Source organism: Lysinibacillus sp. ACHW1.5 (assembly GCF_022014815.1).
In the GTDB taxonomy this organism is placed as follows: Bacteria; Bacillota; Bacilli; order Bacillales_A; family Planococcaceae; genus Lysinibacillus; species Lysinibacillus capsici.
The window spans coordinates 1,309,893-1,323,351 of the sequence record NZ_CP091777.1; the positions used below are offsets into that span (position 1 = coordinate 1,309,893).

Here is a 13,459-nt window from a genome sequence, read left to right on the forward strand (position 1 = left end):
TAGTCTCACTCATGCTCTCCATGGCTTCAGTTTACTTATCATAATAATTGTTCAATGCAATTTCTAAACGTTCTTCTAAATGCTTTGAAATATAGCTTAGAACGAATTGCTCTTTGTCCATTTCAATTTGTGCGGACTTAAAAAATTTGGTGAAAAAACCGACTTTATGATTTTGGGAATATTGCTGTAATGCTTCTGTACGTAATGTAGAAACGATTTCATTTTCTATATGACGCTCTCTAATCTTTTGGACAATGTCCTTCACGCTATTTTCTTGCAGCTCGGTAATTTGATTTTGTAGATGCTCATTTTCCTGCTTTAGCTCCAACGTTTCTTTTTGAATTTCTTCCACTTGAAGGACAGAATCGGTCGAAAGACGTTGAATGTTTTTGTCAAGAAAGTCCTGATTAATGTTAACTTGTAACGTCCCTTGCTCTTCATTCGGCAAAATCTGAAAAAGACCTGTTTGAATCATTTGCTGTAGGACGTTTCCAAGCAAATCGATTTTATGTGATAAATCCTCAGAATCCATGGTCGTTGCGGTAATTTGGTGTTTCAGCAGTTGACCGTTATCATCAATACCTAGCAATAATTTAATCCCCCTCACACGATACTCATCCTTCAATAATAAAATCATGCGCAATCTCAATATAGCAGGTAGGTTTAAACGAATATTACTATTTGTATTGGGCGAAGCATTGTCAAAAATATACTGTTCAAACGGTTTTAAATAGTAGCGAAGCATGGCGTCTGTAATATCAAACCAGCCCGCGACTTCTGCAATTGTATAGTGTTTCGATTCATCGATCTCTGCTAAATACCCATCATTATAGAGGTTTTCCTCTAAAGGTGTATGTTGCAGTGCAACATACAATGGGTCATCTTGCACAATTTCAAGTACCATTTCTTTTGCATCATTTACTTTAAGCATCCTTACACACCCCACTTTATTTTTCCCATGACTAAATGTACTCTATATAGGTTTCTATTCGATTGGCAGCAATTGTATGCCTATTTTATGTAGGAAATAGTCATTAGAACGAAGTACCTTTTAATCTTTTATGAATCTTAAGGGAAATTGTACTGATGTTCAGAAGGAAGTTCATACAGAAGAATTACCGTTCTATACATTTTATTTTTTATAGATAAAAGATTATTTTTAGTGTAAAATTACAATTAAATAATCATATTATAATTTTTGAGGTGTAGCTGAAATGAAAAGATTTATTCAAAGTATGTTGTCACTATTTCCATTTCCGTTTTTATTTCATTTTTACGAGTATAATAGTCACCTCTCAAACCAAGAGGCTAGCTTCTTATTTCCGTTATTTCTTTTTTTTCATCATTGGAGTTGGCATAGTGTCTAGAAATGTTCATCTACCTTTGTTCATTGTCCTAAATTTTTTAATGACTGCTTTGTCTTTAATGTTAGGCCATTTTTTTATAGATGATGATGGAAGTTGGTTTAAGCCTTTTGGAAGAGACGGAGCCATTATCTTTGTTTCATTTTTTTATGTTTTAGGGCAATTAATTATAAGAGGGAGTATAAACGGAATCATGAGACATAGAGTAAAAGATTAACATTACAATAAGTTGTATAAGAAAGGACCATGCCTTTATAAGAAGAGAGGAAAATATGGCCATTACTATTGATACAGCTAAAAATGAAGATTATATTGCGATCAATCATCTTGGGGAAATGGTTACTTGAACGTGGTAAAGAATGGGGGGGCTACATCTATAGAATTAACTGTGTAAGTTCAATACCAATGAAATTGAATTTTACGAGCATTTAGGGATGAAGAGTGTAAACGGAAAAATGAAGATGAATATAGAAATCAAGCAATTAAGTCACTCATGAAATGAAAATGAGCGACTTTTTTTGTTTTCACCCTATAAAGATCGTGTTGATCTACTAACTAAATAATGTCAATTATTAAGAAAAAGTTAAGAATTCTCCTTGCAAATCTTTAAGAAAGTCTCTTTATAGTTAAAAACACCAATAAAGAAAGCAAAGCGAGGAGACAACTAAATGCAGCTTATTACCTTCCTTACTGAATTTATAAAGCATCCAAAAACAATAGGCGCCATATCACCTAGTTCTAAGAAATTAGCGCATAAAATGGTACAGCCTATTTGCTTTGAAACGGCTCAATGCATTATAGAGCTTGGTCCTGGGATGGGGGCCTTTACAAAGGAGCTTGTGAAAAGAAAAAAGTCAGCTACATTGCTTGTTCTCATTGAACATAATGCGATTTTTTGTGAGAAACTGCGTAGGCAATTTGCTCATGTAGCCAATGTTGTAGTGATCCATGGTTCAGCAGAAAATTTGAAGCAATATTTGACGGATTTGAATATCGAAAAAGTAGATTATGTTATTTCTGGACTGCCATTTACATCGTTAAAGGCGGAAGTATCGTGCTGTATTTTAAGAAATGTGAAGGATTGTTTGTACAATGGAAAATTCATTACCTTCCAATACTCACTTGTGAAAAAATCATTTTTTCAAACCTATTTTCAGGATATTTCACATGAGAAAGTATGGATTAATATGCCACCAGCCTATGTATTGAGCTGTAGGCTAGGAAATACGAGGGCCAGCTAATGGAGCTAAAGGATCTTTTATTATTTATTGAACAATATGGCTATTTTGCTTTGTTTTTTAGTTTATGGCTAGGGATCATAGGCATGCCGTTACCAGATGAAATGATTGTCATGAGTGGTGGTTTTCTATCGTCGCTAGGAAAATTGGACATATGGAAATCTTTCTTACTTACTTATTTAGGCGTTGTTTCAGGGCTTTCTCTAGGATTTATACTTGGAAAACTATTTGGTCATCGTGTACTTGATAAGCTTGTGAAAAAGAAAAGGGCAAAGTACTTATCCAAATCAAAAGAATTGTTAGATCAATATGGACACTTTGCATTAGTCCCGAGTTACTTTATTCCAATTGTTCGACATATCCTCCCTTACTTGGTGGGAATGAATAAGATGCCTTTTAAAACATATGCCTTATTTTCCTATACAACAGGTTTCGTTTGGACATTGATTTATTTTACACTAGGTTTATTATTCGGCAGTCAAATTGAATATATTTCTTTGATTGCTACGAAATATGGTATTTACTTTGGGTTATTCATCGTGATTGTTAGCTGTATTTATTATTTTTCTATACGGAAAATAAAAAAATAGCTAAAATGGAAGAACATTATGAATGATAAATATTTGATTAATGGTGGGATTCGATGAGTAATGAAACAATTTTAATTGTAGATGATGAAAAAGAGATAAGAAATCTGATAGGCATTTATTTGAAAAATGAGGGGTTTCATGTGTTAGAGGCATGTGATGGAGAAGAGGGCTTACAGTTAGTAAAAAAGCATAAAGTACATTTAATCGTACTGGATTTAATGATGCCTAAAGTAGATGGCATTAAAATGTGTATGAAGGTAAGAGAAATAGCAGAAATGCCTATTATTATGCTAACGGCCAAATCTCAAGATATGGATAAGATTGGTGGATTAACAATAGGTGCTGATGATTATGTGACTAAGCCCTTTAATCCGTTAGAGCTAATTGCCCGCATTAAATCACAGCTTCGTCGCTATCTGAAAATGAGTGGCATAAATAGCAGCAATAAAGAGGAGCTGGAAGTTGGGGATCTACGGATCAATACAGCGACACATGAAGTTTTTGTTAACAATGAAAGAGTAAAGCTGACACCTAGGGAGTTTGCTATTTTGGAATTGCTTGTTAGTAACCCTGGCATTGTCATGAGTGCAGAGCAAATCTATGAAAAAGTTTGGAAAGAGGAAGCATTTCAATCAGAAAATACTGTAATGGTACATATTCGAAAAATTAGAGAGCGAATTGAGGCAAATCCAAGGAATCCACAATATATTAAAACCGTATGGGGAGTAGGGTATAAAGTTGAAAAAGTTCTTTAGGCTTTTAAAGTTCCCAAGGTTTCTGAAATATATTGGTGCGAAAATAAAAATTAATATTCAACATAGCATTCGCATTCAACTATTTACAACGTTTTTATTATGTGCACTTGGCAGTTTTTTAGTGGCTCGTGCAGTAGTGCCATTTTTTGAGAATATCAATGAGACCGTGATTGTGGATTATAGTGGTAGTATGAAGATGATGTATTATCATGCACAGGATACAGCAGCATTGGCAACCCAAGAAAATAGTGTTGAAGCATTAAGAGAATTGATCAATCAAGAAAATGGAAAAATAGAAAATGAGGATAATGCATTAAAAATTGTCGTCACAGATGAAACAGGGAAGATCTTATATAAAACAAAGCAGGTAAAGGAGCAACAAATCGATTTGCATGAAGAAATAAGGCATGTCATGGACCTTACAATGAATCAACCTTTTGAAAATGCCCATCATGTGATCGAAACTTCTCGTAAGGAGTTTACTACATTAGTGCCACTAACTTTACAAGATAAAAATTATTATTTCTTTGTTAGTGGGCTTCCACAAGGAGAAGCCATCACCAGTACGAATGAAGGCCCCATACCTTTTTTCATTGGTGTTATGTTGTTTATCGTATCATTTTTCTCTATAACAAAACGCAAAATGGATCAAATTGAGGCATTAGCGGAGGGGGTTATGGAAATTGCAAAAGGAAATTTAGCCTTTCGTATTGAGAAAAAAGGCCAGGATGAAATTGCTTTACTAACGGATAATGTTAATCAAATGGCAGAAGAAATTATGACAAGTATCGAGATGGAGAGAAAAATTGAGCAACAGAAAAACGAGCTCATTACTAATGTTTCACATGACCTTAGAACACCTCTTACCTCAATTATGGGTTATTTACGTTTATTAAGAGAAGAGAAGTATGAGACGAAAAAGCAATATGACGAATATTTGAAAATAGCCTTTTCTAAATCCGAGCAATTAAAAAATTTAATAGACGATTTATTTGAATATACTAAGCTCACGAATGATAAAAATACTTTAATGCGACAACAAGTTTGTGTAAATGAGCTGCTCGAACAACTAATGGAGGAATTAGTGCCATTAGCGGAGGAGAAACAACGTATTTTTATAAAACATTTTCCAGAGAGACGTTTTTTTGCTGCGCTGGATTCGGAAAAGATTGTCCGAGTATTTGATAATCTACTCATCAATGCGATCAATTATAGTACAGCTGAAGGAAAAATTATGGTTTCCCTTGAAGGACAAGCAAATCATGTACGTATTTGTGTAGCGAATCAAAGTGATGCCTTTACATCGGTAGAGCTTGCTAGTTTATTTGAGAGATTTTATAAAAAAGATCAATCGAGAACAAATGTAACCGAGGGCTCAGGGCTTGGACTAGCGATTGCGAAAAGCATAGTGGAGCTTCACGGAGGAACGATTCACGCAAAATACAAAAACGAGACACTGTACTTTATTATCACATTGCCATTAACAGCTTCATAACAGACTACAATGGAAGAATAGTAATAGCATGTTGTGTTTGTTTATGTTGTGAAAGTATGTCTTGCAGGGTTACAAGGGTGGCTGTGTTTCTGATTAATAATTGGATTTCAGTATGCTTGTATTGTCGTTGAAAGTCCATAATATAATCTGCAATGATATGTAAATTATATTGATTTTTAATCTCTACCTCAACGAAAAATGGCAGTGTTAAATCTGGCAGCTTAATACTGCCACCACGTCGAATCCAAATTGCTTCCTGCACATAGTAGCGGATCGGTAATTGGCGGTTACTAGCGATAAAAATATCCATAGAAAACTCCCTTCAGTGTCTAAGTACAGCCTAATGGAAATGCATTCAGTCGTCAAAAGAAAACATGTGAAAATCTGATTGAAGATTTTTTCATGTTTTTTTGTTTGTTTTTTGTTGAATTTGATTTGAATATGTCCGTTTTTTGGACTAATTGTAAAGGGTGTGTAAACATTAATTTAATCCATTGTAAATGATATGTACAGCTAGCTTAAAACTATTAATAATAAAGTCTGACAACAAGGAAAGGGTTGAATGGATTGGCTATCAATGTACAGGAGATGATTTTCCAATTTCTTGGAGGGTTAGGCTTATTTCTTTTCGCTATTAAATTTATGGGAGATGGCTTGCAGAGGGCTGCAGGTGATCGACTAAGAGATATTTTAGATAAATTTACAACAAATCCATTGATGGGTGTACTAGTTGGTATTGTTGTTACAGTTCTCATACAATCAAGTTCAGGTACGACCGTTATAACTGTTGGACTAGTGAGCGCAGGACTTATGAAATTGCGTCAAGCAATAGGCGTTATTATGGGAGCTAATATTGGGACAACCATTACAGCATTTATTATAGGAATAGACGTGGGTGCTTATGCATATCCAATTATGGCAGTGGGCGCAATATGTTTATTTTTCTTTAAGAAAAGTTTCATTCAAAATATGGGGCAAGTATTATTTGGCTTTGCAGGTTTATTTATTGGTTTAGAGCTTATGAGTGGTGGAATGAAGCCGCTTAGAGATTGGCAACCATTTTTAGATTTGACTGTACAAATGTCTGATGTGCCGATCTTAGGCGTATTAGTAGGAACAATATTCACCCTGATTGTTCAATCTTCCTCAGCTACAGTAGGAATATTACAAGGGCTTTATGCTGAAGATTTAATAACTTTACACGGGGCATTACCTGTCTTGTTTGGAGATAATATTGGTACAACGATTACAGCAATTCTAGCCGCTTTAGGTGCTTCTATTGCAGCAAAACGAGCAGCTGCCACTCATTTGCTATTTAATGTAGTGGGTACAATTATCTTTATGCTCATATTGGGATTATTTACGAACTATGTGGAATGGATTGCAGGGGTGCTCAATTTAGAGCCGAAAATGCAAATAGCCTTTGCACATGGAACGTTTAATGTCATCAATACAATCATTCAGTTACCATTCATAGGTGTTTGGGCTTATGTCGTAACGAAACTAATTCCAGGCGAAGATTCAGTTATTGAATACAAACCAAAATTTTTGGATAAAAATTTGCTTATCAAATCACCATCAGTGGCATTAGGTCAAGCAAAAATGGAAGTAGTTCGCATGGGCGAGTATAGTATTCAAGGTCTAGAAGAAACGTTAACGATTTTGAAAACGGATGATGCTAAGTTAATCGGCAAGGTCGGCCAATTGGAAGAAGCCATTAATAATTTAGATCGCAAATCAACGGAATATTTAGTGGAGTTATCAAAACAATCTTTATCAACCCATGATTCCCAAGTGCACCATGCCTTATTTGAAAATATTCGTGATATCGAACGAATTGGTGATCATGTAGAAAATATAATTGAGCTTCTGCAATACAAGGATAGTAATCGCGTTCGTTTAAGTGAACAAGCGATGAAGGAATTAGAAGATATGTTTGTTTTTACATTAGATACTGTGAAAATGTCTATCGAATCCCTTGATAAGCGTGATCTTTCATTAGCACAGCAAGTGATAGAGAAAGAAAATGAAATTGATAATATGGAGAGACGTTTACGTAAATTGCATATTAAGCGATTAAATGAAGGAGTTTGCTCAGGTTCAGCAGGTATTGTATTTGCGGATATTGTGAGTAATTTAGAAAGAATCGGTGATCATGCTTCTAACATAGCGGAAACCGTTATTGCTTAATATAAAGCTGTTCAGTGGAGATAATCTACTGAACAGCTTTTTTATTAGGGGAAGGATAGAATTGTTAAAATGACGGATAGAACCCTCAAACTGTCGGATAGTCATAAGCTTCTATGGCTTCTAAAAAATAAGTTAGGATGGGGGATTGTACTTCGTCCTTACGATAAATAAACCATGTAGGAATATGTGCTTGCTTGTTCTTTATCTTGTGCAATGTTAATGCTTGTGTTGCCATATATTTTTCCGCAATGGCACGTGGTAGCAAGGTAATGCCTAACTCAGCAGCAACACAGCCAATAATACCGTCAAGCGTACCAAGCTCCATTCGATTTTGTGGTCGAATCCCTTCTTCATGTAACCAATGTTCTAAGATGGCTCGATAGGAACAGCCATGGCGGAATGTAATCACGGTGCTTCCCTCTAAATCTTTGAGATGCTTAATAGGTTTATGCTTGCTAGAAGTGAGAATAACAAGCTCTTCACAGACAAACTCTTTCATCATTATATTTTCTCTATAAATAGGTCCAGTAACAAATGCGCCATCAAGTTCATAGTTTTCAACCCGTTCAATATTGTGCTGAGAAGGGCTTGTTAATATGGTGATATCCACTTGTTCATATGCTTGATGAAATGTGCTTAACAAAGTTGGTAAATGTAAGGCTGCAGTTGTTTCCATTGAACCAATTCGTAAAACGCCTCGTTGTTCTTCTGTATCATGTATGATCTCAAAGGTTTTTTCATAGAGATGAAGCATTTTTAGGACTAACTCGTAGAATTGTTCTCCTTTTGGTGTTAGCCGTATTCCTCGATGTCCACGATAAAAAAAGGTTGTATCGTAGAGTGCCTCAAGACTTTGTATTTTCATAGAGATGTTGGATTGAGTGTAATTAAGTGCTGTGGCAGCTTTAGAAAAGCTACCTGTTTGGACGACTGTTCGAAAAATCGTTAAATCATTAATATTCATATGCCCTCCAGTTATCAATTTTATTGATACTTATTATAAAGAATTAGATCTATTTGTGATACCTAGATGTTCGATATAGTGAAATAGAAGGAGTGATGATATGCACAAGCAAACCGTACGCTATTTAATCGGGGGCATTTTTGCTTTAGTTATTGCTATGGGCATCGGACGTTTTTCGTATACGGTTATTTTACCTTATATGCAAGAAGCTTTTGAATTTAGCCGAGCGACAGCAGGTTACTTAGCAACGAGTAATTACTTGGGCTATTTGATTGGAGCCTGGGTGGCAGGCCGTTTACCAATAGGGAATAAACGTATTCTCTTTTTGCAAATTACCCTTGTTATCAGCATTTTAACAACAGCCTTCATGGGCTTTACAAGTGTAATCATCATTTGGTATTTATTACGATTTATATCGGGTGTTGTGAGTGCTTTTATTTTTGTTGTTATAACAAGCCTTATACTAGACCAGTTAGCCAGCAGTAGTCATATGCATCTATCGGGGCTGTTCTATAGTGGGGTAGGAATAGGGATTGCATTAAGTGCGGTAATTGTTTCACCAATCCAAGCTGTTTTCCATTGGAATGGAACTTGGATCGTATTAGCTTTATTTAGTATTGTATTGTTTGTCTTGATTGTACTATTCATTAAGCCTATTACACCAAGTAAACAACTAGTGGAAAGCCAGATAATTTCACAGAAAACGCCTCCTCAGTCTTGGATGAAATGGTTAATCATCGCTTATAGCTTAGAGGGGCTTGGCTATATTGTCACAGGCACATTTATTGTATCAATTGCACAGGAGTCGACAAGCTTTCATGGAGATGCAGCCTTTGTATGGTTTGTTGTGGGTGTTGCAGCAATTCCCTCATGTATCGTTTGGTCTAAGCTAGCACAGCGCTATGGCCATGTGAAAATTTTGCTCATCTCTATGCTACTGCAAGCGATAGGTATTGTTTTACCTGCGCTAGCTACAAATTCGATGACCCTTTATGCTAGTGCCTTCATTTTTGGGGCAACCTTTATGGGAATTACAACACTTTGTACAACATTAGCGAGGAAGCTTGCACCAATTAATAGTCATCAAATGATAGGGTATTTAACAGCTGGCTATGCGCTTGGACAAATGATTGGTCCATCCATTGCTGGAACACTTGCAAGTTACACAAATAGCTATCAGTATGCCTTAGTTGGGGCTTCCTTAGTAGTAATGCTGGGAGGATTATGTTTAATAGGTGGCGTAAAATATGAAGCGGCAACTAAATAAAAAAGTAAGTAAGGTATGATGCGCCTTACTTACTTTGAAATTAATGGATATCGCGTTTCTTAAAGTTACCACCACGAACTTCTGACACGTCAGAAATGACAACAAAAGCGCCTTCGTCGATGTCTTTAATAATCGAAACTAATTTATTTTCTTCCATACGGTTAATGACACAGTTTAAGATTTCTGTTGGTTCATTGGAGAAACCACCACGTCCATGTGTATAGGTAACACCACGTCCTAAGCGGGCTTGAATAGCGTCTCCAATCTCCTCGGATTTTCCACTAACCACACGAACTTCTTTTGATTTTTCTAAACCAACTTGGATTATATCGATAACATTTTTGGCAATATAGTAAGTTAACGCTGAGTAAAGAGCACTCTCTAAGCCAAAGATAAAGCTTGCCCCTATGAAAATAAAGGCATTGATAAATAATATAATATCGCCGACTGAAAATGGAATCTTACGTGACAATAGTACAGCTAAAACCTCTGAGCCATCTAAAGCGCCACCATTTCGTAGGACAATACCAATCCCCACACCAAGGAGCATACCACCAGATAAAACAATTAGGAGGGGATCATTTGGGCCTAAAATGGTTTTGACGTCATGTAAAAGCACTGTAGAAATCGATAAAGCTGCAATACCAGCACTACTCATTAAGGCAAAGGTTTTTCCAACTTGCTTGTAGCCGATATAAATGAACGGAATATTTAATACAAAGAGCAGTACGCCTAATGGGATACCGAAGAGGTGCGCACCCATAATACTAAGACCTGTTACACCGCCATCAATGACAGCATTCGGAATTAACACGGCCTCTAGTCCGTAAGCGGCTATAACTGCACCAATAATGATCATAATTAATTTTCGTATATTTTCTAGTGACTTTCCTTTTTTCATAAATCTTCTCCATTTCTCTACGTCAATAGTACCTAAGGTTTTGGAATAATATTTAAAGCAATTGTTTTAGTCTCCAAACCTTTATTTGAGTCGGTCATATTATAGTATTTAGTTAATAAATCGTTTAATTCATTTTCAAAGTTTTTGAATTGATCGTCTGTTAACGTTAAGTCGATTAAAGAAAAAGTTGCTAAATCTGTTGTGCTTTCTTTTTCATCAAGTGAATGCAAATAATTTTGATATTGAGATAGTAAAGCCAATTGATAGTAGGAAATATAATTTAATTTTTGCTTGGTTGTGAGTTGAGTCCAATCCTCCTTACTAAGTTTTGCTGCTCCTTCATTTAATGCATAAAACTTCTCTGTAACTGAACGAACTTTTCGCTCTTTCACAATTTTTATAATATTTTCATCGACTAAAATTTGGATATGACGATATAGAGTGGCTTGTGGTACATCTTTAATGACAGAAATCATCTCCAATGTGCTTAAACCCTCTTCTTTATTGTGCATCAGAGCTTGTAAAATTTTCATTCTCACAGGGTGCATTAATACCTCTGCTTTATTACGCATAAACCGATCCTCCTACCAGAAAATGAGATAGTATCAAGGGAAGCATTCAAATGTTATCAATTTGAGAACATTATCAAAAAATATATTATAGCGTTTTTTTAAACATGTACAGTAAAAAGGTAATGAAATTTTTTCATTCTTTTGTTATCATTATTGATAATGATAATGAAAGGGGTTATAAAAAATGAAATTACACTATGGTTTTGAAGACTTAAATCAAATTGATTGGGCAAGCATATTACCCATTCTTTTACCATTTGTACTCGTAGGTTTTTTACTTATCACTATTGCACTAATAGATTTATATAAACACAGAGCTAGTAGAGAAAACATACTAATGTGGGCCATTATTATTTTGTTCTTTAATACAATTGGTTCTGTTCTATACTTCGTGATGGGTAGAAAGGATGTCAATAAACGTGCGCTTAGAAATTAAAAATATTACGAAAAAATTTAAACAGAAAACGGCAGTAAGTAGTTTTTCAATGGTGATAGATTCGAATGAATGTGTAGGACTTATTGGACCAAATGGGGCAGGGAAATCCACATTAATTCAGATCATTGCTGATATTCTTTATGCAGATGAAGGGGACATTGTACTTGATGGGCAAAAAATTTCAAAGATGAAAAATCATATTGGTTATTTACCACAGTATCCTAATTTCTTCTCGTGGATGACAGCATCTGAAACTTTAGCCTTTATGGGGACACTTTCGGGTATTTCGAAAGATCAATTACAAAAAGATATCCCGATTCTTCTGGAAAAGGTGGGCTTAGGAAAAGAAGCACATGCTCATGTTGGAACATTTTCAGGAGGTATGAAACAGCGTCTTGGAATCGCACAAGCTTTATTACACAAGCCAGCTTTCATCATTATGGATGAACCAGTTTCAGCCTTAGATCCAATCGGTAGACGTGAAGTGCTGAATCTATTAAAAGACATAAAAAAAGAAACGACCATATTACTTTCTACACATATTTTAGGCGATGCGGAGGAAGTTTGTGAGCGCTTTGTGGTCATTAAAAATGGTTACAAAATAGAAGATGCAACAAAATTAGAGTTACTTAATCGCTATCAAGATTCAGCTATCTTTTTAGCGGTTCAAAAGAAAGATGTTAAGTGGCTAACAACGATTGAACATTTACCTTATGTAAAGAGAATCGAAAATTGTGGGGATGGTTTTAAAGTATATGTCAATCACTTGGAAGAGGACGCCCATCGATTGCTCAAGTACGGATTGGATTCAAATGTACTATTTACAAAGTTTGATCTTGGCCTTCAAGAAAGCTTAGAAGAAATATTTTTAGAATTGGTGGTGTAATTTGAAGTGAATACATTTATCGCACTAAGTAAAAAAGAAATGAATCAAATGACAAAGGAATATAAAGTCGTTTGGCTACCAATCGTCTATATCCTTCTAGGTTTAACTCAGCCGATTACGATGTATTTTTTGCCTGCTATTTTACAATCAATGGGTGGTATAGAAGGGATTATAATTGATCCAACAATGGCAAAGCCAGGGGGAGAAGAAGTGCTTGCTTCAACCCTTAATTCGCAATTTGACCAATTAGGTATAATCATCCTTGCTATTGCAACGATGGGTATAATTCAAGGAGAAAAAGCCAATGGAATGATGGCCTTCATTTTAACAAGGCCAGTATCAATCACATCCTACTTAAACAGTAAACTCCTTACGCATTATGCTTTAGCTGTCCTATGTATTACGCTTGGCTATGCAATGTCTCTTGGCTATACATCTTATTTATTTACCTCTGTACCGATAACACGCGCATTGATAGCTCTAGCATTTTATTGTATTTGGCTGTTGTTTGTCATTACATTTGTTGCCATGATGAGTACATTTTTTAATAGTACACCATTTATTGCGTTAATTAGTATTGGTGTCTTATTTATTTGTCGTTTTTGTGCTGGCTTACATCCATTCTTAGATGTCATAAATCCAGCTAGTAATAGTTTGTATGCTACAACGATAATAATGACAGGTGACATTGAAAAATGGTATAGCTTTAATATAATTGTCACACTGTTACTTGTACTATTCATGATGGCTATCATGCATCATTTTATTGCCAAAAAGAAATTTTAATATGGAGAAATCCTC

General features: G+C 35.3%; 15 protein-coding genes. 10 read left to right on the top strand and 5 right to left on the bottom strand.

The features are described 5' to 3' along the window. Nucleotides 1-31 precede the first annotated feature (31 nt). Nucleotides 32-931: a hypothetical protein gene (locus L6W14_RS06165; protein WP_131519588.1), complete on the bottom strand. Its 900-nt coding sequence runs from the start codon at nt 929-931 to the stop codon at nt 32-34. A gap of 428 nt (nt 932-1,359) precedes the next feature. Here L6W14_RS06165 and L6W14_RS06170 point away from each other — a divergent pair, with 428 nt between their 5' ends. The 5 genes from L6W14_RS06170 (at nt 1,360) to L6W14_RS06190 (ending at nt 5,442) form a co-directional block, all read left to right on the top strand. Continuing rightward, nucleotides 1,360-1,581 (top strand): hypothetical protein, encoded by a 222-nt coding sequence (locus L6W14_RS06170; protein ID WP_237899891.1) that lies wholly within the window; start codon nt 1,360-1,362, stop codon nt 1,579-1,581. 451 nt (nt 1,582-2,032) lie between these two features. Beyond that, complete coding sequence (locus tag L6W14_RS06175; RefSeq protein ID WP_131519589.1) at nt 2,033-2,605, top strand: class I SAM-dependent methyltransferase; 573 nt, start codon at nt 2,033-2,035, stop codon at nt 2,603-2,605. Continuing rightward, nucleotides 2,605-3,192: a DedA family protein gene (locus L6W14_RS06180; RefSeq protein ID WP_237899893.1), complete on the top strand. Its 588-nt coding sequence runs from the start codon at nt 2,605-2,607 to the stop codon at nt 3,190-3,192. The genes L6W14_RS06175 and L6W14_RS06180 overlap by 1 nt, the downstream gene beginning before the upstream one ends. Nucleotides 3,193-3,245: 53 nt before the next feature. Further along, nucleotides 3,246-3,947, top strand: a complete 702-nt coding sequence (locus L6W14_RS06185; RefSeq protein WP_131519591.1) for a response regulator transcription factor — start codon at nt 3,246-3,248, stop codon at nt 3,945-3,947. Then, entirely contained in the window at nt 3,931-5,442 is a 1,512-nt protein-coding gene (locus L6W14_RS06190; protein WP_281115312.1) for a sensor histidine kinase, read from the top strand. Before L6W14_RS06185 ends, L6W14_RS06190 begins: the two co-directional genes overlap by 17 nt. A 4-nt stretch (nt 5,443-5,446) precedes the next feature. Here the strand turns inward: L6W14_RS06190 and L6W14_RS06195 are convergent, their stop codons facing one another. Continuing rightward, nucleotides 5,447-5,752 (bottom strand): hypothetical protein, encoded by a 306-nt coding sequence (locus tag L6W14_RS06195; protein ID WP_131519593.1) that lies wholly within the window; start codon nt 5,750-5,752, stop codon nt 5,447-5,449. Between the two features lie 278 nt (nt 5,753-6,030). Between L6W14_RS06195 and L6W14_RS06200 the strand changes: the two genes are divergently transcribed. Continuing rightward, nucleotides 6,031-7,632, top strand: coding sequence for a Na/Pi cotransporter family protein (locus L6W14_RS06200; RefSeq protein ID WP_193767297.1), 1,602 nt, complete (start codon nt 6,031-6,033; stop codon nt 7,630-7,632). A gap of 85 nt (nt 7,633-7,717) precedes the next feature. Here the strand turns inward: L6W14_RS06200 and L6W14_RS06205 are convergent, their stop codons facing one another. Continuing rightward, nucleotides 7,718-8,596 (bottom strand): LysR family transcriptional regulator, encoded by an 879-nt coding sequence (locus tag L6W14_RS06205; RefSeq protein ID WP_237899895.1) that lies wholly within the window; start codon nt 8,594-8,596, stop codon nt 7,718-7,720. A 100-nt stretch (nt 8,597-8,696) separates the two neighbouring features. On the opposite strand from L6W14_RS06205, the gene L6W14_RS06210 reads away from it, so the two are divergent. Beyond that, nucleotides 8,697-9,863: a YbfB/YjiJ family MFS transporter gene (locus L6W14_RS06210; protein ID WP_131519596.1), complete on the top strand. Its 1,167-nt coding sequence runs from the start codon at nt 8,697-8,699 to the stop codon at nt 9,861-9,863. Nucleotides 9,864-9,903: 40 nt separating this feature from the next. Here L6W14_RS06210 and L6W14_RS06215 read toward each other — a convergent pair whose 3' ends face one another. Continuing rightward, complete coding sequence (locus L6W14_RS06215; protein ID WP_004232402.1) at nt 9,904-10,764, bottom strand: YitT family protein; 861 nt, start codon at nt 10,762-10,764, stop codon at nt 9,904-9,906. 32 nt (nt 10,765-10,796) lie between these two features. Continuing rightward, nucleotides 10,797-11,336, bottom strand: a complete 540-nt coding sequence (locus L6W14_RS06220; RefSeq protein ID WP_048391183.1) for a transcriptional regulator — start codon at nt 11,334-11,336, stop codon at nt 10,797-10,799. Between the two features lie 184 nt (nt 11,337-11,520). Between L6W14_RS06220 and L6W14_RS06225 the strand changes: the two genes are divergently transcribed. From L6W14_RS06225 to L6W14_RS06235, 3 genes are read left to right on the top strand one after another with little or no spacing between them, the layout of a single operon-like run. Continuing rightward, the gene (locus L6W14_RS06225; RefSeq protein ID WP_131519597.1) at nt 11,521-11,772 is read left to right on the top strand and encodes a PLD nuclease N-terminal domain-containing protein; all 252 of its coding nucleotides are present in this window, start codon (nt 11,521-11,523) and stop codon (nt 11,770-11,772) included. Then, on the top strand, nt 11,756-12,658 hold the full coding sequence (locus tag L6W14_RS06230; protein WP_131519598.1) for an ABC transporter ATP-binding protein: 903 nt from the start codon (nt 11,756-11,758) through the stop codon (nt 12,656-12,658). Before L6W14_RS06225 ends, L6W14_RS06230 begins: the two co-directional genes overlap by 17 nt. Nucleotides 12,659-12,664: 6 nt before the next feature. Then, a complete protein-coding gene (locus L6W14_RS06235) occupies nt 12,665-13,444 on the top strand; it encodes an ABC transporter permease (protein WP_131519599.1) in 780 nt (259 codons plus the stop codon). The last annotated feature ends 15 nt before the right edge of the window (nt 13,445-13,459 follow it).